Raw genomic sequence first — 26,864 nt, 5'->3', positions numbered from 1 at the left:
GCAACTCCTTCCTATGGTAGTCTGATCATAAATGCATATTGGAATAAAGCTGATACTGCAGCAGCAGCAATCAAACCAATCATAATTGCCACTATCATTTTTTTAGTTTTTTTCTGTCTCTTTTCTTTTCGATTATATTCAAAGATAATAATAAATACAGTGATAAATAAAAAGGTTGCTAAAATATAGGGCATACTACCAATAAGACCCCAGGCGTAGATCAAGGTAAGTAATATAGTTAATAAAAGTCGAATAGAGGCAGGTTTATGGAGCCAGTCTATTAACTTTTCTTTAGAAATACCTAAATTATGGCCCTTTCTTTTAATAGAGCGAACTAACAAAGCAATACCCATCAGACCAATACTCACCCCCAGTATACCTGGTACAATACCAGGGACTGACCAGGGATTAGCACCCCTGTATTCAAATCTGGGCATTTGTAATGACATAACTATAACAGCAATCGAAAATACTATTAATACAATTGATGTTATAAAATCAACCTTGGGCATATCTTTTTCTTTCACAATCATCACCCTCCTTTATAATCAGGATAGTAGCTAAGTTTTATTTAAGTGCGGAACGCCCTTAAAAAGGGCAGTTCCGCAGAAATAATCCTTAAGGACGTGGAATACCTAATTTAACAGGATTTATTATCAGATCGCCTGCCTCGTATTTAAGATAGGCATCAAGTTGAATCATAGGGAATGATTTAGCAACAGCCTTTGCTCCATAAACAGGGTCATAGACAACTGCATTTTCAGCTGCCCAGTCTTCTAGCTTTTCTGACTTCATAACCACATTCTCCCAAATTGTGTTCAAAGTATAGGTTACCTCTTCTGGTACACCTTTAGGAACAAAAAGGCCAAAATAGATAGGAGCACTTACAAACTCAGGTATCCACTTCTTAATAGAAGGTACAGGCTCATCATAACCTGCAATCTTCAGGGGTTCATCTGATAAAACAGCCAGCGGTCTCAGTCTTCCAGCGTTAATCATATCAACCTGTTCAACGGATAACTGTGGTACAACATCACTCTCACCACTTACAACTGATACAACAGCAGGATTCCCACCATCATAGGTTACATGATTGTATTTAATACCAGTATAGTTCTTAATCTGAGCTATAGCAGTTCCACCAGCTGAATTTATCCCAGCAGTAGCAACTTTGATTTTTCCGGGATTATCTTTAAAAGCCTGTAAAAGGTCGCCAAAATCTTCATATGGTGAATCAACACTTACAGAAATAACCGACGGCATAGCTACATTTGTATAAATATGCCAGTCATCTAGGGTAGTATTCAGGAGTCCCTGGGCTTTGTATAAACCTAGGTCTTTTACTGCCCCTGCAGTCCAGGTCAAGCCATCTTTAGGGGCCTGCAAAGCATTATTAGTACCAACAGCCCCTGATGAACCACCTTGGTTAACAACTATAATTTCAACTCCTAAGGCATCACTAACAATATCAGCGGTAACACGGGCAGACCTATCTGTTGAACCACCAGCACCCCAGGGCACAATTAAATTAATAGGTTTCTTAGGCTGCCATTCATAATCATCCGCCATTACAACACAAGTAGATACAAGAACAAAAAGAACCAAAATACCAAGAATAGTTAATTTCTTCATCTTTTAAATACCTCCTAGTTTAAATTAAATGAGTCATCCCGGAACAATTTAAAAAAAATTTTTTATCACCCCCAGTATATGAATTCTGCTAATAGCTTTAAAAAGCTACTGCATCCCTATAAACCAAGCAGGTAATCATAACTCTGTACTGCTGTTTTTTTGACACTGGCCTGCAGTTCAAAGATTTCAAGTGAAAGATACCTGTTATAATTTATATTATTTAATTCTTCAATAATTGGGGCAAAGTCTGTTTTACCAAAACCCGGAGCAATACCATTAGCATCATTCAAATGAATATGGTAAAGGTATTTAGCTGCTTCCCGAATAATTTCCTTAATTGGCCTATTTTCTGATAAGGCAGCCTTAATATCAACCATAGCCTGAAAATTTTTATGATCAACCATCTCTATTAACTGGATAGCCTCAGTAATACTATTAATAAAATTAGTCTCATTTTGGCCAAGTGGCTCAATACAGATAGTAACACCTCTCTCAGCTGCATAACCCATACACTGACTGAAAATATCTGCTGCATATCTATAGCCATCTTCTCTGCTAACACCATCTAAGAGATCCCTCTGGCGGGGAGAACCAAAAACAATTACTTTTCCTCCAATATCACCACAAAACTCTAGCAAATTTAATAGATAATCCCTGGTAATATTTCTAATTGATTTCTCAGGATGAGTTAAATGAACACCCTCTGGACCTACCAAAACCCAGTGTAGCCCTACAACTTCCAGGCCGTACTCGGCAGCCTGTTTTTTGATTTTACGTCTGCTCTTCTTACTTATATCATTCACATTATCAGCATACACAACAGGGGCAATCTCAATCCCCTGGTAACCCTTATCAGCTATGAACTGAAATATCTCTTCCTGTGGCCAATCTTCAAATAAATCAGTACAAATAGATAGTTTCATTTTCTTTCCCCCAATTGTGTTGAGATACTTATTACTTTTAGAAAACCTTTTCCATTCATATAAAAATTTTTAATTATATTGTTTTTCTAAATATTCATAGAGATATTATTTTCACAAAGAATTATAACGTTAAATTTAATTTAAAGAAGATTTTTAACCGATTTCCGCTCAATCAAACCGATTTTAACATCAATATCCTCCAGAATAACCTTGTTATTTAATAATTTACTCATCAGGCAATTACCAATTTTTTTGCCTAATTCAAATAAAGGTAAGGCAATTGTAGTTAATGGTGGATAGGCATATTTGGTTTCTGGAATATTACCAATCCCAACTACTGAAACATCCTCTGGAATATTCACTCCATTATGTTTTAATTCCCACATAAGTCCCAGAGCAGTGGCATCATTGGCAGTCACTACTGCCGTAATATCACTAATGCGATTTAATAATTCTAATGCAGCCTTACGCCCACCTTCAAAAGTAAAATCACCGGAAATAACATATTCCTCTCTAAAGATAAGTCCTTTATTTTTTAAGGCATCTTTATAACCGGAAAACCTTTCCCAAGTTGTATGAGAAATTGCTGGTCCAGTAACATAAGCAATATTTTCATGTCCCTTGTTAAACAAATATTCAGTAATAGTCCTGGTAGCTAACTTATTTCCTATGTCTATATCTCTAATATCATAAGGATAGGGATTAACACTTATGATATAACACCCCTGTTGTTTCAACTGTTTAATATACCCCCTTATCTGCTGGTCATAAAAATCATCAATCAAGTGACCTCCAGTAAAAACTATAGCCTCTGCCTGATTAGCCTTCAGCATATTAACAGCTTGCAATTCCTTATGTATGTCCCTGTCTGTATTATAAATATTTATAATATAGTCATTTTCAAAGGTAACTTCCTCAATCCCCTTAACCATCTCTGAAAAATAGGTATCAGAGATATCATGGACAATTACCCCTATAATACTCGATTTATTATTTATTAAACCCTGGGCAAGCCGATTAGGTTGAAAATTCAGTTCTTTAATCGCCTTTTGGACTTCAACCCTGGTTTTACTACTTACCGGGTGCTTACTATTATTAATAACCCTTGACACAGTTGTTATAGAAACCCCTGCCAGTTTGGCGACATCCTTTATTGAAATCTTATTATTATTAATAGCCATAAAAAACAACTCCCCAGAAAACGCTTTCCATAATATATTTTAACACAGGTATTCTTTAAAGTCAAAAAATTTTATCAATCGACAACTTCTCTCTCTTAGCAAACCATGCCCCCCTGTCAATAGTCCGGATAGTCTTTGATTTTTCTCCAAACTAAATATGTTTAAAGAACAAACCTAAACAAAATACTGTTCATTATAATTTCCAATCTTTTTATAACTTAAATCACTCGTCCTTATCTTTTTCATACTAGGCAATAAATTCATTTTTCTGTCTCTTTCTGCAATACCCCTGACATTTCTTTTCTTAACTCTATTGGTGAAAGATATTTTCAATAATTCAGCTAAACCCATCAACACCCATTACATAGACAAATATATAAACCCCAGATCTAGATGTTAATCTGGGGTTTTATTTATTATGATACCTTATCTGTTATTTTAAATACAATATTACAGCTAAATAAACTTAACCTTACCATTATTAATCTCAACCTTCTTCTTCCCAAAGCCTATTTCACTACCAGTTTTGGACAGCTTACCATATCCTTTTTCATTCTTAAGTTCTATTTCACCTTTCTTGATTACTACCTGATTATCACTGCTGGTCATCTTGATTTCTTCTGCTGTTATTTCCAGTACTGCCTCTTCCTCTGGAGAAGCTATATAGATCGAACCATTGTTTAGTTTAATAATATAGCCCCCAGGGGTTCTGATTGTTTTATCAGCAGGGTTCTGCTCTATCTCTCTTGCTTCATCTGTGGTACTGCTTTTTAAGGTAGCATATTTCTCGTTTTTGTTCCTGAAGTAGATATCTACTATATCCCCTATGTCAGGAGAACTATAAGCCGCTGTATATGGCTTATCTATAGGAAACCAGTGGGCCTTATCTGTCTGATAATCATCTTCAATGTCTATAAAACTGACTTGGGCCTGGTGTTTTTGGTTGACTTCCCTAACTTCTGCCCGGTAACTCCTACCTTCCATCAAAAATTTCCTCTGTTTATTGAGGATTTTTATATTTTCTTCTCTGGCCAGGGTTAGTTCTGAGTAGAGAATACCCTTTTGCAGATATATCTTGTTCTTGATGATACCCATTTCTACTGTAGTATTATTTTTATGGTCTATAAGCAGCTCTACCTTTTTGCCCACTTCAAAGACATGGTCTGACCTGAAGTGTTCATGCTGGTAGACTTTGTAATACTGGTAAATAATATTTTTAGGCCCTGTATCTTTACACTTGGCCCAGTTATCATTGTTAAGTTCAACTGCCTGGGCTGAATGAAAGCCTAGCTGAATATTGATAGTTTCATTGTCATCTTTAGTGTCATCTACTATTAATACCTGATCCAGGTAAGAGGCTATCCTGTTAATAAATTCCCAGTCGGTTTCCTTGTGTTGTAAGACCAGGGGGTATTGTTCTGATACTAAAGGGACTTCTCCTGCACTGCTTCTGGCAAAATTGATATTGAATTTCTCATTGGCTGTACTTAGTTTTTGACAGACCTGATTATAGCTTGTCCCCTGGTTCTGATATACCCTGGTATGTCTCTCTCTATCCAGGAGGATAGTATATGATACAGCCCATAGTTCCAGGTAATAGTTAAAGTATTTATAGTCGATGTTATAGTCATTGATAATCCCCTTAAAGAGTATTTTACTGTCATCATCATCATAAGTGATAATAATCCTGGGGTCTGCTTCTTTTTCCAGATAATCCCGGTATTTCTCGGCGTTTTCATCTTTAATAACCCCGGCTATCTTTACTCTGCTGTGTTCATAGATGGATTTTTCTATGACCATTTCCTTGAGGTCGACAAACTCTACACAGTCAAACCTTACTTTATGGTAGGCTGTATAGGTAACAGGCTGTTTGTCATCTTCTGGCTGCCGGACTTTCTCCCTTAGGGTAATACCATAATCGCCGTTCTGGAAACCTTCAATGATAAGCTCGTCTTCTTTCTGAGGGCCATAGATATAGACTAAATCACCACTTAACTGACCATATGTCGTTTTTTTATCCCTCAGGATGATATTTTCACCAAAGTAGGTATCACGCAGTGTTTTAGTCCGACCGCCAATATTAGCTTCTTCTCTGTCTTTCTCCTCATACTGTCCAGAAATATCCCGGCCATCTATCTTTATTCCCTGTTCCGGGTTTTTATGGGTACTGAGGATGATAAAACCTGCCCCCTGTTGGGAGGAGAAGTTATAGGCCCCTTCCTCTTTATAATGATAATCATGGTCATATATCTTCTGATAATTGGCTGGTTTTCCATGGCTGCCATAAATTTTATTTTGTGATGGCTGGTCAAGCTCCAGTTTTATCTCTTCCCTCTGGTTATTGAAAACACCTGTTGAACTGTGGTATTTTATTACTTCTTCTGAGTCAATTTGACTCCCCAGAATAAGGAAAATACCATCAGCACTTAGTTTCCACTCCCAGAGAGCGGTAATCTCTACTGTTCTCATTTTTTCAAACTGTTTGATTACTGCCCTATCCAGGGGATATATTTTATTAGTATTCTGAAATAAATCCGGGTTATTTCTTAAAAAGTCTGAGCTATATTCTATTGCTGATTCTTTCAGTAAACCCTTATGGTACATACTATAAACAAGTCTATCTTTTACCAAATAAATCAATTCATCTTTTCTGGAACTATAGGATTTTTGGAATAATCCTTTTATCAGGGAATGGTCTTTATTATTTATCTCCATAACTATATCTTTAATCAAGGAAGATAAATAATCATAGCTCATTTTATCAGTAAGTTGATTTAACTTCGGTTTTTCTCTTAATCTATTTTTGGCCTCACTACCATTAGCATCTTCTTTTAATAATACATATGGTTCAAATACTTCAAAGTCATGTTCTTTAAAATTTTTTAGTTTATCTTCCTCTATTTCCTCTAATTGATTAAGTGATTTTCTCCTTAGGTCACCATTATATTTTTTTAATCCCTCATCAACTAGATAGCTTGCACCTATCTGTTTAAATAATTGGGCTGGTATATTTTCTGAAAAGATATAATTAACTATCTTATCATTTTTCTCCCTATTCTTTTTTTCATATAACTCATATCTATCAATAAAACGCATCTTTCGTTCTACTATGCCAGGGTCAAACTGCTCTTCTACTAGGTCTGCTGCTTCTTTTTCTTCTATTTCTAAACAATTTTTAAATATATCAGCTAATACTTTTTTTATTTTACCTTCATTTAATTTATCCCCTCGATATGTCCTGTATTCTTCACTTATATTACCATACTTTATTAAGCCGCAGTCTTCACAGCTATATAATATCTCTTTCATCATGCTACGCTGTTCATAATAGAGATCATTTAGGTAATATAACAAACCAATTTTTAAACCCAGAAATTCATTTCCCTGAAATCTCAAGAACTTTTTTAAACCAATAGAGTTATAGGTCTCTGCCTGGCAGTGTTCTACAAAACCTTCAGCTATAATAGCGGCATACTGGGCTAAGGAACCGCAGAGTAGTGAGCCTTCCAGGTAATATTTGTATTCTGTTTTATCCGCACTATCCCCCTTCTCTTCTGTCTTTTTCTCCCGGTCTTTGTATATATTTTCTGCTTTTAGAAACTCTTTCGTAGGCAAACCAGCTGCTATTGACAATATCATAACCCTGTTCAAATTATCATCAATGTGATAATTAACTATTTTTTTACTGTCTTCAATTATCTCTTCTTCAACTGTAACTTTACTCTCTGCATCTATCTCTCCTGCCAGCTCTTCAATTATTTCTAAGGGGGTTTTTTGAAAATCTATTTCAAAGGCTTTTTCTAATAACTTTTTTTGTTTTTCCTCCATTATATCTATCAACTCCAAATCACTTATTATCTTATCCTGACAAGTTTTCTTTCGGCCTTTCATGTTTTTTACAATATTTAATTAAATCAGCAGTTTTAATAGGTTTTCCTCCCCGTGAACATTTCATCTCTATTTTGGCTCCCTTTTTAATATCAATACCCTGGGCCAGCAGGCTTTTTCTCCCTAGTTCTGTATGTCTTATGAAAATATCATATTCGGGAAAAAAAGCAACTTCCTCTGTATGTTCTTTGAGGCCTATTATTTCTAATATACCCCCTGTTATACAATCATAAGGGTTATATTTATACTCCATAACTGTTTTCCCTTTTTCTGCAGCAGGATTTACTGTTATTAACCCTACTATACTGGTAAATAGACCTTTAAAGCCTTCCATTTTTTCTGAACCGTCTTTATAGTATTTGTTTTCCAGCTTTTCTTTTTCTGACCTTAATTTTTCTAAAACCTTCCGGTAATGATTAAAGGCGGCATGATAATCGTCATATTGCGAATAGGGTTTTTCAACAAATATAATATTACTTATCTCCTCCATTTTTTGAAGTAATTCTTCACTAAGGTCTACTTCTCCAAATAATTTTTTAAAATCATCAGAGTACTGTACTTTTTCTCCTTTTTCATATTTAATCCTATCTAAATAGTGTTTTTTCTGGTCTTCATAATGATATTGAATCATTGATTTGAACACACTGGCTATATACTCTTCCCTTAATTCATTTTCTAGATATCCCTCTTTACTTATATAAGGCATAAAGATGAATTCATTAATTAGTGTTTCCCCAGGCAGCTTATCCATTAACTCATTGACAGTAATTGTTGCTTTTTTTAATAGATTCTCTATCTCTCTGCTTTCTGGTATAGTTTTTAAGTAGTTTATTATCTTTGAGTCTACTTCCTGGTTTGATTCCTCTATTTCATCTAGTAAGTCTAATAAATTATCTTTTATTATTAAATCCCCTGCTTCTCTGGAGACAAAATCCCCCTTATCATAGTAATTAAACCTTATTCTGGCTGCCCTGTTGATATAATTCCTCTGTATTCCACCCATCATTTCCATAATACTGGTAAGCACTTCACCTGAAGCCAGTTTATCTTCCTGTTCTTCTTCATCTAATTTTCTATAGATAAGCCCCTGGGTAAATACCTCTGTTATCTGATAAATGCCTTCTTTTTCTTCCAGGATATATTTTTCAGCATCTGAACCCACTCTACTCATACTACGAATAATTTCTACTTCTAAGTTCCCCTGTAAGTCTTTAATAATATCATCATCATATTCCTTTGATAATAGATAAATGGCATCTTCTTTTTTTATATCTACTTTTTTACCCCCTTCTATTTCCAGGGTAATATAATCCGAATCCATGAATTCATTTGTGATATATCCCTTTATTCTATTTTCAAGTTTTAATAAATATCCTTCCCGCTCTTTCTTATCATTTGACTTAATTAAGCCCAACTTTTGAAGTTCATCATATATTCTCCTGATTTTAGCTGCATTTACTAACTCTGCCATTGCTTTTATCCCCTGCCAGATAATTAGTGTTAATAGGACTGTTTTTAGACTGGCTATTCCAGCAGCCATCTTCACTCCTTTTAGGGTCACAGCAATAACTGCATAAAAGGTCCTGACTGCTACTGCCTTACTTAAGTCTTCACTCCCTGAGATGACAATCTCTATATTGCTTTTATAGTCTTTGTCTAGATGATTTCTGGTAAAATTCAGGTATTCTGCTGTCTTTTCAATACTGTTATAAAAAAAATGGGCAGTACCAAAGTTGTTTTCATCTACTATTAAGGAATTTAAGAAACTTAGGTCTGCTCCTTCTTGATAGCCTGTAAAACTTATCCTGCTTTCTTCATTAAAGAAATCCCTCTGTACTAATAATTGATAAACTATATGTAGATTATAGAATTCCGCTGGCAATACCTTGTTATCATCTGTCTTTTCACCTTTATAGGCGATAACAATATTATCCCCCTTCCTGAGGACTAATACCCGAAAACCAGTATCAAAGAGTGTCAATTTCTCGATAATTTCCATATTCATAGCCCTGTTATATGACTCCAGAGCTTTTTTTATATCTCTTTTTAGCTTTACATTTTCAACCCTTGAAAGGCTGTCATTCTCCAGGTCTTTAATGAGTTTATCTACATCATAATCACATTGTTCACGCAGGTATTTTGATATTGGTGAACTTACGTATTTTAATACCGGTAAAAGTATTTTGGGCTCCAATTTTTCTACCTCTAATAATGCTGTTCCTATAATTTGCAATACCAGGGATTCTGATTCTTGTATTACATCCCTGATTGTATTTTTAGATATATTCCTGGCTATATCTTTACTTATATTTGTGGGGGTTGTACCATCTAAACCTACATAATTACAGCTAATGGATAGGGCTGCATCTGCCAGGGAAAAACCCAGTTTTATTATTTTCTCCGTATTATTTAAACGCTCAAGGTCCTTCCTACTGGGAAACTTTATCCTCTTTGAATCATCACTATCATCACCCTCCCCTGTACCCTCACTTTCACCAGTAAAAGAACTAAAAAACCCCTTCAAGTAATCAATATAGTCTGTCACTAATTTATAATTATCAGCCGCATAAACCACTTCCCAGTTCTTTAAAAACTCCCCCTCATCCTTCTCCAAATACTCCATAGCAATCCCTGCTTCTTGACGAAGTTCTCTTATACCTTCCTCTTTTTTTTCTTGGTCTATATCTTCCTCTTTCTTTGCATTTTTAATATATACATAATCCTGTATTTTTCCTTCTGCATCTCTTATAGCAAACCTTTCCGGGTCTTTCAAAACTTCACTTAGTCTTAAACTTGCTTCACTTGGCAAATCACCTTTTTTATTACCATAATCCAAAAACTCCCACTTAAGATTGGTTAAATTAGTGAAGGTTAATAACTCCTTATCACTTACTGCCCTTTCACTATCAATAGGCAGTTTTTTAAAAGCAAAATCTGATTCTTTTTCCTTATTACTCCCCATTATCCTACTCCTTTCTACTCAGATACATATACTTTAAACCATTATCTAATTCAACATGTTCTAATTTGCTATAATTTCTACTCTTGTCTCTTCTACTTAAAGATGATGAATAATTCTCTTCAAGCATTCCCCATGAATAAATAAAAGTACCACATTGGGTATTATATCCCCTTAAATCATCTAACCTACTCTTCTTTATCCTCCCCATCCTCTCCAAGAGTTCTTCCTCACTCATCTTATCTATCTCCTCCTCTAGCTTTACTGACATCTCTTTCCTTAATTCCAGCGGCGGTAGATATACTTTCTTCCCTCCTATCTCTACCTTTTCCTTATCTGAAAACCTCACTGCCAGGCTATATTCTCCATACCCCGGGGCCAGCACCCTTTCATCTATAAAGATGACCCCCAGTTCCAGGTATTTATATAGGCCTTCTTCCTTTAGATACTGCACAAACTCAAATATCTCCCTCCTCCTCTCCTCCTTTTCTTCTTCCGTTTCTATCCGGTCGAAGATATAAATGAATAGTTTCAATTCTATTCGATTTTTTTCAGGACTGTCTTTTATTTTATTTCTCATCTCCTCTAAACTTGTTGATTTATATCCTGCCCACCAACTACCATCTCCTGTCACCTTATGTTCAACATCAACTTTTAAAAGAACTCTTTCTCCAAATATTTTTTTTACACTAGATAACAAATATTTTTCCATATCTATATTTCTAGTAACAAAACTATAACTATCCCCTACCCCACCTAATCTTCCATATCCTTCTATACTAACAGAAGCACTGGCATAATAAAAATCATCACCCTCTTTACTGGTACCTACTATTGATTTTGGATATATCCTCGCTTGATAAAATTTTTTGTCATTACGACCACTCCTCGTTCCTATCCTATCAACAACAAACTCCTCTCCATACTTTTCATATAAATACTCCTCCATCTTTGTCCTGACATCCTCAATATCATGACCCCCAAGGTTTACTAAAAGCCCAATAATCACAGGGGCAATTAACACAATCACTGCTATAATAATAACCTGTTTCTGCTTACTTTTATCTGTCTGAGTCATCTTTACTATCTACTCCCTCTACTTTAGTTTAAGCCTCTAGAATAACTATATTGTGATTCTAAACTATAGTTTAAAAATTACCACTAAAATTATAGTATTGATAGATTGTAATAATTATTTATAAGGGAAGTTAAGATAACACCAGACCTTACTCTCATTTAAACAAAGGCACCATTGAACGTTAAATAATTATTACAATCTATCACTTCTAAGTCATAGCCAAATACTTTTTTTGCTATTTTATTACCATATAAGAGGATATTCTTGATAAAATTAATACTTCCTTTAACTGTAAATCGCTTTAATAAATTTCCTGCTAAAGTCCTATTATTGATAAATTGTAATAATTATTTATAAGTGAAGTTAAGGTAACACCAGACCTCACTCTCGTTTTAAACAAAGGCACCATTGAGTGTTAAATAATTATTGCAATCTATCACTTCTAAATCATAGGCTATAGGATTATTCAAAAACTCCCCCTCATCCTTCTCCAAATACTCCATAGCAATCCCTGCTTCTTGACGAAGTTCTCTTATACCTTCCTCTTTTTTTTCTTGGTCTATATCTTCCTCTTTCTTTGCATTTTTAATATATACATAATCCTGTATTTTTCCTTCTGCATCTCTTATAGCAAACCTTTCCGGGTCTTTCAAAACTTCACTTAGTCTTAAACTTGCTTCACTTGGCAAATCACCTTTTTTATTACCATAATCCAAAAACTCCCACTTAAGATTGGTTAAATTAGTGAAGGTTAATAACTCCTTATCACTTACTGCCCTTTCACTATCAATAGGCAGTTTTTTAAAAGCAAAATCTGATTCTTTTTCCTTATTACTCCCCATTATCCTACTCCTTTCTACTCAGATACATATACTTTAAACCATTATCTAATTCAACATGTTCTAATTTGCTATAATTTCTACTCTTGTCTCTTCTACTTAAAGATGATGAATAATTCTCTTCAAGCATTCCCCATGAATAAATAAAAGTACCACATTGGGTATTATATCCCCTTAAATCATCTAACCTACTCTTCTTTATCCTCCCCATCCTCTCCAGCAGTTCTTCCTCACTCATCTTATCTATCTCTTCCTGTAGCTTTACTGTCATCTCTTTCCTCAATTCCAGCGGTGGTAGATATACTTTCTTCCCTCCTATCTCTACCTTTTCCTTATCTGAAAACCTTACTTCCAGGCTATATTCTCCATACCCCGGGGCCAGCACCCTTTCATCTATAAAGATGACCCCCAGTTCCAGGTATTTATATAGGCCTTCTTCCTTTAGATACTGCACAAACTCAAATATCTCCCTCCTCCTCTCCTCCTTTTCTTCTTCCGTTTCTATCCGGTCGAAGATATAAATGAATAGTTGTAGTTCTATTCGATGGGTCTCAGAATTATTTACAGATTTTTTTAATAGTTCTTTAAATCCTGACCGAATTTGCCACGAAAAATAATCATTACCTTCTTTTTTCTTCTTATATCTAATTTTTGTTTTTAATTTTATCTTATCTCCAAACATTTCTCTTGCTTTAGGTTTCAAATATTCTTCACCCTCAATATTTAGCAATACTATATCATAACCATCTCCTACATTTCCTAACTTCCTTTCTATTTTTATACCTGCCTGTGAGTAATAATAAGAGTCATCTTCTTTACTAGTTCCAATTATTGATTTCGGATATATCCTAGCCTCATAATATCCACTCCTCGTTCCTATCCTGTCAACAACAAACTCCTCTCCATACCTATCATATAAATACTCCTCCATCTTTATCCTGACATCTTCAATATCATGACTACCAAGATTTACTAAAAGACCAATAATCACAGGAGCAATTAACACAACCGCTGCTATGATAATAACCTGTTTCTGCTTACTTTTATCTGTCTGAGTCATCTTTACTATCTACTCCCTCTACTTTAGTTTAAGCCTCTAAAATAACTATCTTGTGATTCTAAACTATAGTTTAAAAAAATACCACTAAAATTATAGTATTGATAGATTGTAATAATTATTTATAAGAGAAGTTAAGAAACACCAGACCTCACTTTCATTCTAAGCAAAGGCATCATTGAACGTTAAATAATTATTACAATCTATCACTTTTAATTCATAGCCAAATACTTTTTTTGCTATTTTATTACCATATAACAATTTATTCTTGATAATTTTTATATTTCCTTTAACTGTAAATCGTTTTAATAAATTTCCTGCTAAAGTCCTATTATTGATAGATTGTAATAATTATTTATAAGTGAAGTTAAGGTAACACCAGACCTTACTCTCATTTTAAGCAAAGGCACCATTGAATGTTAAATAATTATTACAATCTATCCATCGATTCAAAGTTACACACACAATATCAAAATTACATAATTTATTTATACCACAAAAAAATATGGTACTAATCATTAGATATTCTAATGATTAGTACCATAGGTTAGAACTAAATTATTATATTAATTACTGCTAAAAAACAACTCCTCCTGTTGTTTATAACTTAATCCTACAGCCAGTTCTGCAGCAACATTATACGGCATCTGTCCCTTCTCAACCATTTTCCCCAGGGTACTGGACATAACCCTTCTGAACATCTCTGTTCTGGAACCATAGGAGATTAATTTCCGGGAATCAGTAACCATACCGGCAAAATTAGCTAATAAATCAATTGTAGAGATAAGTTTTAACTGCTCTTCCATACCATAAGGGCTATCATTATACCACCATGCTGCCCCCAGACTAACATTAGAGAAAGCCCTGCTAAGAGTGGCAAGATTGGACCAGTGAGTAGGGTCTAAAGAATAAAGTACTATCTTTAATTCCTGGTCAAATTTATTCATGAAATAATTTAAATTATTCACTATCTCAATATGCTGGTTAGAGAGATCACCACCACTGTCAGGTCCCAGTTCCTCAAATAGACTATCACGATAATCACGAACAGCACCTATATGCAGTTGGGTTACCCAATCTGTTTCCTTATTCATCTCACCAAATTTACATAAAAGAAAGGCCTTATAATCCTTTATTTCCCCTACTGTCAGTTCTTCACCCTGAAAGGCCTTTTGATGAATATTAGCAGCATCTTCTTGCTTCACCTGATAAGTGATAGGTTCAAAAATTCCATGATCACTGGCTTTACAACCATTTTCATTAAAGAAATCATGTGATTTCTGTAAGGCCTTTATAAATCCACTAAAAACAGCTGTGTCCTCATTATACCTTTTACCCATATCTACTACAAAATCATGCCAGGCCTTTTGTTCAATATTCATAGCTTTATCAGGCCGCCAGGTAGGAAGAATGGATACACCTTCTATCTCAGAGGCTGCCTGCTGGTGAAATTCCAGGGTAGAAGTCGGATCATCTGTAGTACACATAATCTTAACATTCATATCTTTAAGCAATCTCTGTGGTTTCATCTCTTCACTGCCCAGACTTACCCTGGTTTTTTCCCAAATCATCTCAGCAGTGTGTTCATTTATATTTTGTTCAATCCCGAATCTGCGTTTTAAATCAAGATGAATCCATTCATATGTCGGATTACCAGCAATTTCAGGGAAGATTCTAGCCAGGGCCAGCCATTTCTCCTTATTTGAGGCTTTGCCTGTTATTTTTTCCTCAGGGACACCCCTTTTTCTCATCAGCTCCCAGACATAATGATCAGTAGCAGCTTCGACCTCCCAGATATCTGTCCATCCGTCATTTTTGACAATCTCTTCTACATCACCATGGTTATGGGCATCTACAATCGGCAGATCCTTAACCTGCTGGTAGAGTCTTTTACCAGTCTCATTTTCTACCAAATAATTCTCATCCAAAAAAGCCATCATAAATCTCTCCTTTTTTTATATTAGCACTTAGGTTTTATCATTACAGGGTAACACCTGTTTTTAAAATGGCTATCTCTTTATAACCATTTTCCTCATTTTTAGTCTTAATATCCTTTGAAGCAAGTTCAAGAATATAATCAAATAATTCATCAGCTAATTTTTCCATACTGACCCCTGTTAATAAACTACCGGCATTAAAATCTATCCAACCTGTTTTTTGCTCATAGAGATCAGTATTTGTAGAAATCTTCACAGTAGGAACCGGCGCCCCAAAGGGGGTCCCCCGGCCTGTAGTAAATAGAATTAAATGAGCACCAGCTGCTGTTAAAACAGTAGTTGAGACAAGGTCATTACCCGGGCCCTCCAATAGCTGTAGTCCTTTACCTATAACCTGTTCACCATAAAAATTAACACCATTGACAATACTGCTCCCACCCTTTTGTGTACAACCCAGGGATTTCTCTTCCAGGGTAGTAATACCCCCTTCTTTATTACCAGGAGAAGGGTTTTCATAAACAGGCTGCTTATTGCTAATAAAATAATCCTTAAAACCATTGACCAATTTAACGATCTCCTTAAAGGTATCTTCATCCCTGGCCCGATTCATCAAAATAGTTTCTGCCCCGAACATCTCAGGTACCTCAGTTAGAATTGTAGTACCACCAATTCCCACCAGCTTATCACTGATTCTTCCCAGTAAGGGATTCGCTGTAATACCTGAAAATCCATCAGAACCACCACATTTAAGTCCAATTTTCAGGGAAGAGGCAGGTACTGCTTCCTGTTTAAAACCAGCAGCAAAATCTACCAGCTCAGCAATCTCCCTTAAACCTGTTTCCAGGTCATCTCCCACATCCTGTAATTTTAAAAACCTGACCCGCTTATGGTCATAACCACCAATAATCTCCTGGAAATCCTCCAGAATATTATTCTCACAGCCAAGTCCTACTACCAGAACAGCAGCTGCATTAGGGTGTTTTACTAATCCAGCCAGTATCTTCTGGGTATTTAATAAGTCACCACCTAACTGAGAACAACCATAGGGATGTGGAAAGGCATGGATACCATCCAGTTTTCCTTCGGCTATCTCCTTGCTGAATTTTTCTTCAGCTAATAAGGCCATCTTTTCAACCGGTTTATTAATACAACCAACTGTAGGTATCAACCAAATTTCATTCCTGATTCCCACCTGGCCGTCATTACGCCGATATCCCTTAAATTGAGGGATATCGCCTTTATCAGTACTGCTAATCTCCCCCTCAAAATCAGGGTTGTATTTATATTCCTCTTTACCACCTAGAGCTGTCTTCATATTATGGGAATGTACCCAATCACCCTTTTTAATATTTTTAACAGCCTTACCAATTGGGAAGCCATATTTCACTATTTTCTCACCTTCAGCAATATCTTCTAGGGCAAGCTTATGACCCAGTGGTATATCATTATTAAGTACCAGGACGTCAGTATCAAGCTCAATTTCTGCACCCATATCCAACTCTTTTAAAGAGACCGCCACATTATCAGCGGCATCTATCTTCAACAATTGTTTCTGCAAAATATCACCTTCTTTATGAGTAATTTTCTTAATTATTTATCCAACAAAACAGTAAGACTTTTTTTGACACCCTGTTCTTCAATTTGTTTAAGATAATCTGTTAGAGCAGCTGTCAGACCAGGCAGTTCATTTAAATCCTGCTGCCAGAACTCCTGATGTCCTAAAACATCTTCAGCCAGTTTTTCAATTCCTAGCTCATTATTCTCGTACCTACCCCAGAGGTCTGCAAAAAACTCCAGTGCTGAGATATCATCTTTAATCAGGTATTCCTCCTGCTGACGGTAAGCTACCAGGTATTTATCCCTGATTTCAGTCCCTTTATAAAAAGTAATTAGTGCTGCCAGCGAGAAAACCAGTTTATCAGGTAATTCTTCCTTTTGTTCTATAAATTCCACCAATGAGGGCAAAACCCGGGTCTTAAATTTGGAGGTTGAATTCAAAGAAATATCAAGCCACTTGTGATCAATAAAAGGATTAGCAAACCTCTCCAATATTTTTTTGGCAAAATCATCTAATTCTTCAGCGGACAGACTCATAGTTGGAATTATATTTTCAAAGATTACCTTTTTTATAAAATCACTTAGAAGCTGGTCATCTACCGCATCTCTTACCAGGTCAATTCCTGCCAGGTAAGAGACAGGGACAGTAGATGTATGAGCCCCATTTAATATCTTTACCTTTCTGGAACGGTATGGTGTTACATCATCAACCCACTTAACATTCAAACCGGCTTTATGGAAGGGGAGTTTTTCTTTTAAACTCTCGTCCCCTTCAATAATCCAGAGGTGAAAAATTTCCCCTGTATCCAGGTTTTCATCACAATAACCCAACTCTTCTTCCAGTTTATCTTTCTCTTTGAAGGGATAACCGGTTACTATACGGTCAACCAATGTGTTGACAAAAGTATTATGCTCTCTTATCCAGTCCTTAAAACCTTCAGGTAGTTTCCAATTATCAGCCAGTTTAAGAACAACTTCTCTTAATATATCCCCATTACGTTCGATTAGTTCTACAGGAATAATTAACATCCCCTTATCACTAACCCCATTAAAAAATTGATAACGGCGATATAAGTAAGCAGTCAACTTCCCGGGATAACTATCAGGTGGTGTGTCATTCAATTTATCATCAGGTGAATAAACAATACCTGCCTCAGTGGTATTGGAAACAATAAATTCTATCTCCGGGTTCTCAGCCAGTTTTAGAACCTCATCCCACTGAGTATAGGCCTCTAGACCCCTACTAACAGCTGTCATAACCTCACGTTGATCAACTACCTTACCATCCTGTCTCCCCCTTAATAGTAAAGTATAAAGCCCATCCTGTTTGTTTAAATTACTGACCCGCCCCTGCGGAATCGGCTGTACAACTACTGTCCTACCTTTAAAAACACCCTCTTTATTCATCTGGTGAAACATCCAGTCTACAAAGGCCCGCAAAAAATTTCCCTCACCAAACTGAATAACCCTTTCAGGGTATTCCAAAATATCAGCTGAATAATCAGCTAATTCTGTTCCAAGTAAATTATCCTTTAAATATTCTTTATTTAATTTCGGTAGATTTTTAGACATGCTTTCACTCCTTTTTTTATATAGTATTAATTAATCTTATATCATGAAAATTATAAACCTATATCAACATTTATATTATGACCTATATTGAAAACAGATTCCAAAATCAATGCTGCTGCTCCAATCGCCACCCCCTCTTTACCCATCCTGGAGTTTATAATTTTTACATGTTCTGCCGGATATGATAATGCCCTGTTATGAACTGTAGAACGCATGCTTTCCAGGATAATATCTCCGGCCAAAACAATATCCCCACCAATAATAACTACTTCCGGGTTGAGTATATTTATTAAGTTAGCAATACCAATACCCAGATAACGTCCTGTATCCTGTAATACCTGTCCAGCCAGTTGATCACCCTGTTTAGCAGCCAGGAAAACAGTTTCTTCATTTATTTCCTTCAGATTATTAACCATACTATTAATCTTACTATCTGCCCCCTGTTTTAACGCCTTAACTGTCCGTTTAACTATTGCAGGAATTGAAGCCATACTCTCCAGACAACCGTAATTCCCACAACTACATAAGGGACCATCTTCATCTACCATGGTGTGACCGATCTCACCGGCTGAATTACTGGCCCCCCGGTAGAGCTTACCATCTGTAAAAATACCTGAACCTATACCACTACCCACCTTAAGGCAGATAAAATTATTCAGGTCTTTAGCCATCCCAAACCAGTTCTCCGCCAGGGTTAAAGCCCTGACGTTATTCTCTATTATTACAGGTAGATCAAACTCCTTTTTAATCATGTCAGCCACCGGTATATCCCGCCATCCAAATGCAGGTGGGAAAATGGATATACCTCTGGCATAATCAACCAATCCATGCATACCTATCCCAATACCAGTAACCCTTGAGCGATAATCTTTTTTAGACAGAAGTTTTTTTATTATTTCTATAACCCTATTTATTATGTGATCCTGCTCCCTTTCCCCTTTAATACTTAAATTATCCTCAAGCAGAACTCTACCGTTTAAGTCTATGATCAATCCCTTTATCTCATCTATTTCTAGATCTATACCCACTGTTAAAACAGCACCAGGGTTCAATTCCAGCAGAATTGGTTTCCTACCACCGCTGGATTCTCCGTAACCTGTTTCTGTAACCAGATTAAATTCAATCAGTTTACTGACAATTCTCGATACAGTAGCAGCAGTAAGATTTGTCTTTTCCACAATTTCTGAACGGGATATTGGATTGAACTGCCTGATCACTCTTAGAATTTGCTTGGTATTTAATTCATGCATTAATTCAAGATTACCTGATAAGTAATTCATCTCTTCACCGCCTTTTTTTCTATTTGTAATAAAGTTCCCTTTAATATAAGCAAACATTTAGTCATTTACCTGTATCGAGGAATTATAATAACTTGTTTTTTTCTTTGTGTAAATAAGTATGTTATAATAATACCACATATGCATTATAAGTTCAAACTATTTTTTGTAATTAATAGTAATAGGGCAGTTTAAATTTTAAACTGCCCTATTATTAATTCTTATTCTTTTTTTTAATTTACCTAATATGAAAAATAAAAAATATTATTTCTAAGCTAACACAGTCTTCACTCTTTTAACAATATTATCAGCAGTAAGACCATAATACTCTAATAATTCTTCTGGAGAACCAGACTGACCAAAGGTATCATTTAGCCCCATTCTTACCACAGGGGTAGGTCTTTGTTCACATAGGAGTTCACATATCGCTGCACCAAGACCTCCAATAATTGAATGTTCTTCTACACTAACAATTAATTTGGTTTCTTCAGCGGCCTTGATAATTGTCTCTTTGTCCAGGGGTTTAATGGTATGTACATTTAATACGCGTACATTAATACCATCTTTTTTTAATAATTTTGCTGCCTGTAAAGCCTCTGTTACCATTATACCAGTAGCAGCAATAGTAAGGTCTGAACCATCAGTTAAGGTAGAAATCTTCCCAAACTCATATTCATAATCATCATTAAAAAGAACAGGGACAGGATTCCTACCGAGCCGTATATAAAACGGGCCTTCAATCTCCAGGGCAGCCTCTAATACCTTCCTGGTTTCATAAGCATCTGCTGGAACAACAACCTTCATATTAGGGACCAATCTCATCAAGCCAATATCCTCTACAGACTGGTGTGAACCCCCATCTGGTCCTACAGTTATGCCTGAATGGCTGGCTGCAATTTTAACATTAAGATTAGGATAAGCAATACTATTCCTTACCTGTTCATAGGCCCGGCCAGTTGCAAACAAGGCAAAGGTACTAACAAAAGGGGTTTTACCCATAACTGCTGTACCAGCAGCCGTCCCCATCATATCCTGTTCAGCAATACCCATCTGAAAAAATCGTTCCGGGTATTTGGCAGCAAAGTGCTCTGTTTTGGTTGCACAGGATAAATCAGCATCAAAAACAAAGATCTCTTCACTTTCCCCTAGAGCAACCAGAGCCTCACCATATGCATCTCTAGTAGCAATTAACTCATTCATTTTATTCAACCCCCTTTAATTCTTTTAAGGCCAGTTCAACCTCTTCCTTAGATGGCGCTTTACCATGCCAGCCCACTTCATCTTCCATAAAAGATATCCCTTTACCTTTAATAGTATTGGAAATTATACAGACAGGTTTCCCCTTGACCTGCCATGCTTTTCTGGTGGTTTCAATAATACTTTTTATATCATGACCATCAATAGTAAAAACACCCCAACCAAAGGATAGAAATTTTTCCTTTATCTTATCTAATGATTTAACCTCTACACAGCTTCCATCAATTTGCAAATTATTATGGTCCACATAGGCAATAAGATTATCTAAGCGTCTATGCCTGGCAGTCATAACAGCCTCCCAGATCTGTCCTTCCTGTAATTCCCCATCCCCCAGTAAAACATATATTCTTTGATCACTTTTATCATATTTTGCGGCAATAGCCATCCCATTTGCTGCCGACAGTCCCTGTCCTAAAGACCCTGTTGAAAAATGAACACCTGGAGTCTTTTTCATATCTGGATGTCCCTGAAGAATACTACCTAATTTACGTAATGTCATTAATTCTTTTTTAGCAAAATACCCTTTATCAGCTAAAATTGAATATAATGCTGGGGCAGAATGTCCTTTGGAAAGAACAAACTTATCCCCTTTTTCCATTAATTCATAATACAAACTACTCAATATTTCTACAGCTGATAAAGAACCACCCGGATGGCCAGAACCAGCCTCCCCTAACATAGTAATAATATCCCTTCTAATCATATCGGTTTTTGACTTAAAATATTCTAATTCTTTACTCATACCCTTAACCCCCTCTTGATATAACTATCCTTTTGTAGAACCGGCAGTCAAACCGGCAATCAAATATTTCTGACCTAACACAAAGATCAAAATAACAGGTATTACAGTAATAACCCCGGCTGAAGTTAAAAGATCCCAACGAATAGTGTATTCACCCATAAATGTATGCAGTCCGATAGGTAATGTCCTATCAACTGTCCTGGAGGTTAGTGTTAAAGCATATAAAAATTCTTTCCAGGAAAAAATAAATATATAGGTGGCAACACCAACTACACCAGGTATAATCAGTGGTAATAAAACATGCCAGAATATCTGCAGTGGACTGGCACCATCAATAGCAGCAGCTTCATCAATACTCCTTGGTATCTCATTTATAAACCCGGTCATTGTCCAGGTTGCAAAGGGAATCGCATATGTGCTGTGGGCCAGAATTAGTTTGACAATAGAATTTACAAAGCTTAGTTTATTAAATATCAAAAACAATGGTATCGCCAGCAGTATGGCTGGAACCATCTGTGATACTAACATACCAGATAACAAACCCCTGCTGCCGCGAAAAGGTAACCTTGAAAAAACAAAAGCCGCAGTTACTGAAGCAATTAAGGCTATAACTGTTGTACCAACAGCAACAAGCAAGCTATTTAAAAAATACCTGATAAATGGCGTGGTTTTTAATAGGCTTAGATAAGATTCTATGCTAGGGTTATTGGGCCAGTAATTTATTGTTTTGGTGTATATTTCTGCCGGTGGTTTCAGTGATGTTATAAACATCCATAGGTATGGTGCAATAATAAAAAATAACCAGCCAAATATAACCAAGTATTTCAGCCTAGACGTTATTTTTGTCTTGTTCATTAAAAATCACGCCCCCTTTTCTTTAGTAAACGTAAATACCATAAAACTACTATTAATAATAAAACAACCTGAATGATAGCCACTGCAGCACCCTGCCCCATTTCCAATTTTTTGTAGGCCTTTATATATGAATAAACAGGTAGAATCATACTACTACTACCCGGCCCTCCACCTGTCATAATATATATTAAATCCATATAATTTGCTGTCCACATGATTCTTAACATACTAGTAATCAAAATAGTCGGCAGCAGAAAGGGCAATTTAATATACCAGAATATCTGCCATGAATTAGCTGAATCTATCTTGGCAGCTTCATACAATTCTTCAGGTATTGACTGCAGTGAAGCCAGCAACATAACCGCAAAAAATGGTGTTCCCTGCCATATGTTAGCCAGAATAACACTGGGCAAGGCAGTACTGCCCTGGGCTAACCAGGGAATATAATGTCTAATCAGTCCTAATTTTTGCAGCAAATCATTGATAACCCCATAGTTACCATCAAGTAACCAGGCCCACATTAAAGCCACCAAAACACTAGGAGTAGCCCAGGGTACTAAGGAAATACCCCTGACAAGACCTCGACCTTTAAAATTCTGATCCATTATCAGCGCCCCGATTAAGCCGGCAATCAATTGAAAGGATACACAGGAAATCACCCAGACAATAGAACGATACAATGCAGTATAAAAATCCTTATTTAAAAAAAGTTCAATATAATTCTTAAGACCAATAAACTCAGAAGCATTTGGCATTAAAAGATGTGTATTTGTTAGACTTAAAACAATAGCATAATAAACTGGATATGCTATAATACAAACCAGCAAAAACAGACTTGGACCTAAGAGGATAGAGCGCAGCCAGAACTGCGCCCTTTTATCATATAGTTTAATAATAACAACCCCCTTCTATTGTATATTTTCTGCAATTTGATCAAGCATTTCCTGACTACTAATTTCACCTAGAAGTGCTTTTTGCATTAATTCCTGCCATAATGAAGAGGTTATATAGCCTACACCTGGTAATGGTGGCCAGGTTTTAGCATAATCTGCAGCCTCCATTGATACCTTATAAAATGGGTCATCCTGGAATTTAGGCATCCGGGCAACTGATTTCAGGACAGGTAACTGGCCATCTGCCGAATTAGTCCATTTCTCCATAGCACGTTTTTCAGTCATCCAGGACATAAATTTAAAGGCTGCGTCTTTTTTAGCAGAGGTTTTAAACATTACATGTCCACTCATAGCAGCAATTGTTGCAGGATTATCAGGGTCTTTTTGAGGTATAGCTGTTACCGCAACATTGTCCCCTAGAGCCTCTTGCATAGTTTTAGAAGAACCTACATGATGCATAGCCATAGCAGTATTACCTGACTGGAAACCACCCATTATTTGGGCAAAGCCATCTGTAGGACAGGTAGGTGGTGCAATATGATGTTTGCGGAAAAGATCAATATACAATTGATTTACCTCAACAGCCGTATCATTATTAATAATAACATTCCCATCTTCATCTATCACCCTGGCTCCACCTGCTAACATAAAGGCCAGCCACTGGTCACCACCGCCTGCGCCACCACGTAGTGCAAAACCATAGCGCTGCTCATCCGGGTCTGTAAAAGCCTTCCCCGCCTCAAGCATATCTGCAAAGCTTACTGGTTCACTTAAACCATTTTCTTCAAACCAGTCCTGGCGGTAATACATATAAAAACTAATAAACTGGTGTGGCATCATGTAAACTTCATCCTTACCGGGAACCTTACCGGTATCCCACAGGTTATCAATAACATCATTCTTCATATCCCAAGAATTTATATAATTATCCAGCCCCTCTAATAATCCAGCCTTTTCAAATTCCCCAAGCCACCATATCTTAAACCTGGCCACATCTGGTCCAGAATTGGTTGCCAGGGCTGTAGCAAGCCTATCATGATACTGTGACATCGGGATCATTTCCATATTCACATTAATATCTGGATGTGTTTTATTATATTCTTCAACTAAATTTTTAATTGTCGGGTCTGTTGGGTCATCCAGCCATAACCAGTAAGTAATATCAGTCTGAGCCAATACATTAACAGCAGTCAAAACCAATAATAAAGTAAATGTTAGCACAAATAAAACCTTTCTCATTAAAAATCCCCCTTAAATTTTTTTTAATGATTTGAATCCAGGTTTTTAACTGGTATACCCCCCTTTCTACAAAATATAATTTTATTTTACACTATAATCAATAATAACAAATTTTCAGCTAATTTATAAGGAGGTATATTTTAGTTTTATACCTGTATTTTTTGGTATTTTCAAATAATTTTGCATATTGGGTAGGTTTTATAGTAAAATAAAAGTAGTAAAATTCAATTTTTTTTAATCATAGAGTCTGTTCGAAAAGTATCAGTATATGCCCCGCCGGGGATTATATATCTTTTCGAACACACACTCATAATAGCTTTTTGCATAATTAATTATATTTAGTTAAAATTCGATAAAGGGGAATCTATATGGCTGAGCACTATTATAATATCATGGTAGTAGATGATGAATTCTTTATCCGAGAAGGACTTATGTCTTATGAGTGGGAAAAACTTGGTTTTCAGGCCGTATGTTCAGCTAAAAATGGAAAAAAGGCCCTTGAACACCTGGAGGATAAGGATATAGATCTTATCATAGCTGACATAAAAATGCCTGTAATGAACGGTTTAGAAATGAGTAGAATTGTAAGGGAAAAATATCCCCATATAATAGTAATCATTCTGTCTGGTTACAAGGAATTTAACTATGCCAGGGAAGCAGTCAAGAATCAGGTCTATGACTATTTATTAAAACCCTTTAACTTTAAAGATTTACAAAAACTATTTAAAAAAATCAAAAAAGAATTAAATAGTAAAAGAAAAGAATTACAAAAGTTAAAGACCTATAAAAAACAGATCCAAGAAACCCTACCCATTGCCAGAAACCAATTTTTAAAGGATTTAGTCGAAGGTAAAATTACCGACTATGAAGAAGTCAAGGAAAAAACAGACCTACTGGAATTAAACCTAAATAAAGATTACCTTAATTGTACAATTATAAATTTCCATAAAATATTTGATCTAAAAATCACTATTAAGCTCTCTGATTATTTATTAAGTAATAACCTCGGAGAATTATTAATACAATCCGAACAGCAGTTTTTACTTATCTTAACACCTACAAAAAACTCACGAAGTTTATTAGAAAAGCAAATAAACCACATTATCGATATACTTGATGGTCATCTATCTGGAGACAATACTAATAATTTTACTATGGCAGTGGGCCGTATTTGCAAAAATATATTGTCACTAGCAGAGAGTTACCAGGATGCCCTATCATTAGTCCAAAAATATCTCTACCATCAAGCTAAAAGGGTTAATTATATCTATAATGAAGAAAACATAACAGAATCTACTAATAACTATCCTTATAGCCAGGAAAACAGCCTCTTAAATTCAATTATGGAGGGTAATAAAAAAGAAAGCCTGAAAAATTTCCTAACTTACTGGCAGTCAATTAGCAAAAGCAAGAAATACAGTATTACAGCAATTAAAAAAAATATAGTTCAGTTCTTAAATATATTAGAACACCGCCTGATAAACCATGATATATCCCTGGAGAAAAGCTATAATATAACACCACCATTTACTACTTTTATAAGGAATCTGGAAACACTTACCGAGCTTGAAAATAAACTCAGGGATTTAATTATCAAGGTGGTTAAATTAACTGCAAAAGTTAATAATAATACCGCCCAGTCATCCTATCCAGCAATTCACAAAGCAATAAAATATATCAGAGATAATTATAATAAAAAAATAACTCTAAAAGAAGTAGCTGACAATGTATATTTAAATCCCAGTTACTTGAGTGTATTATTCAAACAGGAAACCGGCCAAAATTTTATAGATTATCTAAGCAATTATCGTTTAGCAAAGGCCAAGGAATTATTAAAAAGGTTGGATCTTAAAATATATCAGGTAGGTGACCTGGTTGGTTATAAAAATCCCAAATATTTTACTGAAATCTTCAAAAAAAACACTGGTCTTACCCCTAATGAATACCGTAAATCGAATTTATAATGATAGTAGGTGCA

General features: G+C 35.7%; 20 protein-coding genes. 1 reads left to right on the top strand and 19 read right to left on the bottom strand.

Features of this window, described 5'->3' with window-relative positions:
- Positions 1-11: 11 nt before the first annotated feature.
- The 19 genes from GM661_RS04690 to GM661_RS04600 form a co-directional block, all read right to left on the bottom strand.
- Positions 12-527, bottom strand: coding sequence for a tripartite tricarboxylate transporter TctB family protein (locus GM661_RS04690; protein ID WP_230868961.1), 516 nt, complete (start codon positions 525-527; stop codon positions 12-14).
- Between the two features lie 91 nt (positions 528-618).
- The gene (locus GM661_RS04685) at positions 619-1,632 is read right to left on the bottom strand and encodes a tripartite tricarboxylate transporter substrate binding protein (protein ID WP_230868960.1); all 1,014 of its coding nucleotides are present in this window, start codon (positions 1,630-1,632) and stop codon (positions 619-621) included.
- Positions 1,633-1,748: 116 nt separating this feature from the next.
- Complete coding sequence (locus tag GM661_RS04680) at positions 1,749-2,555, bottom strand: sugar phosphate isomerase/epimerase family protein (protein ID WP_230868959.1); 807 nt, start codon at positions 2,553-2,555, stop codon at positions 1,749-1,751.
- A 140-nt stretch (positions 2,556-2,695) separates the two neighbouring features.
- Positions 2,696-3,736, bottom strand: a complete 1,041-nt coding sequence (locus GM661_RS04675; protein ID WP_230868958.1) for a LacI family DNA-binding transcriptional regulator — start codon at positions 3,734-3,736, stop codon at positions 2,696-2,698.
- 174 nt (positions 3,737-3,910) lie between these two features.
- Positions 3,911-4,090, bottom strand: a complete 180-nt coding sequence (locus tag GM661_RS04670; RefSeq protein ID WP_230868957.1) for a hypothetical protein — start codon at positions 4,088-4,090, stop codon at positions 3,911-3,913.
- 102 nt (positions 4,091-4,192) lie between these two features.
- Complete coding sequence (locus tag GM661_RS04665) at positions 4,193-7,564, bottom strand: hypothetical protein (protein WP_230868956.1); 3,372 nt, start codon at positions 7,562-7,564, stop codon at positions 4,193-4,195.
- A 31-nt stretch (positions 7,565-7,595) separates the two neighbouring features.
- Positions 7,596-10,586 (bottom strand): hypothetical protein, encoded by a 2,991-nt coding sequence (locus GM661_RS04660; RefSeq protein ID WP_230868955.1) that lies wholly within the window; start codon positions 10,584-10,586, stop codon positions 7,596-7,598.
- Between the two features lie 4 nt (positions 10,587-10,590).
- The gene (locus GM661_RS04655; protein ID WP_230868954.1) at positions 10,591-11,661 is read right to left on the bottom strand and encodes a hypothetical protein; all 1,071 of its coding nucleotides are present in this window, start codon (positions 11,659-11,661) and stop codon (positions 10,591-10,593) included.
- A 392-nt stretch (positions 11,662-12,053) separates the two neighbouring features.
- Positions 12,054-12,503 (bottom strand): hypothetical protein, encoded by a 450-nt coding sequence (locus GM661_RS04650; protein WP_230868953.1) that lies wholly within the window; start codon positions 12,501-12,503, stop codon positions 12,054-12,056.
- A gap of 4 nt (positions 12,504-12,507) precedes the next feature.
- On the bottom strand, positions 12,508-13,560 hold the full coding sequence (locus tag GM661_RS04645; protein WP_230868952.1) for a hypothetical protein: 1,053 nt from the start codon (positions 13,558-13,560) through the stop codon (positions 12,508-12,510).
- 563 nt (positions 13,561-14,123) lie between these two features.
- On the bottom strand, positions 14,124-15,494 hold the full coding sequence (gene uxaC / locus GM661_RS04640) for a glucuronate isomerase (RefSeq protein ID WP_407929639.1): 1,371 nt from the start codon (positions 15,492-15,494) through the stop codon (positions 14,124-14,126).
- Positions 15,495-15,537: 43 nt separating this feature from the next.
- Complete coding sequence (locus tag GM661_RS04635) at positions 15,538-17,052, bottom strand: UxaA family hydrolase (RefSeq protein ID WP_230868950.1); 1,515 nt, start codon at positions 17,050-17,052, stop codon at positions 15,538-15,540.
- Positions 17,053-17,084: 32 nt separating this feature from the next.
- On the bottom strand, positions 17,085-18,623 hold the full coding sequence (locus tag GM661_RS04630) for a tagaturonate reductase (RefSeq protein WP_230868949.1): 1,539 nt from the start codon (positions 18,621-18,623) through the stop codon (positions 17,085-17,087).
- A gap of 50 nt (positions 18,624-18,673) precedes the next feature.
- Entirely contained in the window at positions 18,674-19,903 is a 1,230-nt protein-coding gene (locus GM661_RS04625; RefSeq protein WP_230868948.1) for an ROK family transcriptional regulator, read from the bottom strand.
- A gap of 267 nt (positions 19,904-20,170) precedes the next feature.
- A complete protein-coding gene (locus GM661_RS04620) occupies positions 20,171-21,100 on the bottom strand; it encodes a transketolase family protein (RefSeq protein ID WP_230868947.1) in 930 nt (309 codons plus the stop codon).
- A gap of 1 nt (position 21,101) precedes the next feature.
- A complete protein-coding gene (locus GM661_RS04615) occupies positions 21,102-21,899 on the bottom strand; it encodes a transketolase (RefSeq protein ID WP_230868946.1) in 798 nt (265 codons plus the stop codon).
- A gap of 24 nt (positions 21,900-21,923) precedes the next feature.
- Positions 21,924-22,754: a carbohydrate ABC transporter permease gene (locus GM661_RS04610; RefSeq protein ID WP_230868945.1), complete on the bottom strand. Its 831-nt coding sequence runs from the start codon at positions 22,752-22,754 to the stop codon at positions 21,924-21,926.
- Entirely contained in the window at positions 22,754-23,509 is a 756-nt protein-coding gene (locus GM661_RS04605; RefSeq protein ID WP_269059923.1) for a carbohydrate ABC transporter permease, read from the bottom strand. Before GM661_RS04605 ends, GM661_RS04610 begins: the two co-directional genes overlap by 1 nt.
- Positions 23,510-23,662: 153 nt before the next feature.
- Positions 23,663-24,886, bottom strand: a complete 1,224-nt coding sequence (locus GM661_RS04600) for an ABC transporter substrate-binding protein (RefSeq protein ID WP_230868943.1) — start codon at positions 24,884-24,886, stop codon at positions 23,663-23,665.
- 368 nt (positions 24,887-25,254) lie between these two features.
- Here GM661_RS04600 and GM661_RS04595 point away from each other — a divergent pair, with 368 nt between their 5' ends.
- A complete protein-coding gene (locus tag GM661_RS04595; protein ID WP_230868942.1) occupies positions 25,255-26,850 on the top strand; it encodes a response regulator in 1,596 nt (531 codons plus the stop codon).
- Positions 26,851-26,864: the final 14 nt, after the last annotated feature.

Origin of the sequence: Iocasia fonsfrigidae, assembly GCF_017751145.1 — a bacterium.
GTDB lineage: Bacteria > Bacillota > Halanaerobiia > Halanaerobiales > DTU029 > Iocasia > Iocasia fonsfrigidae.
Note: the sequence above shows the minus strand (reverse complement) of the source record. Positions and strands in the feature narration are given on the sequence as shown.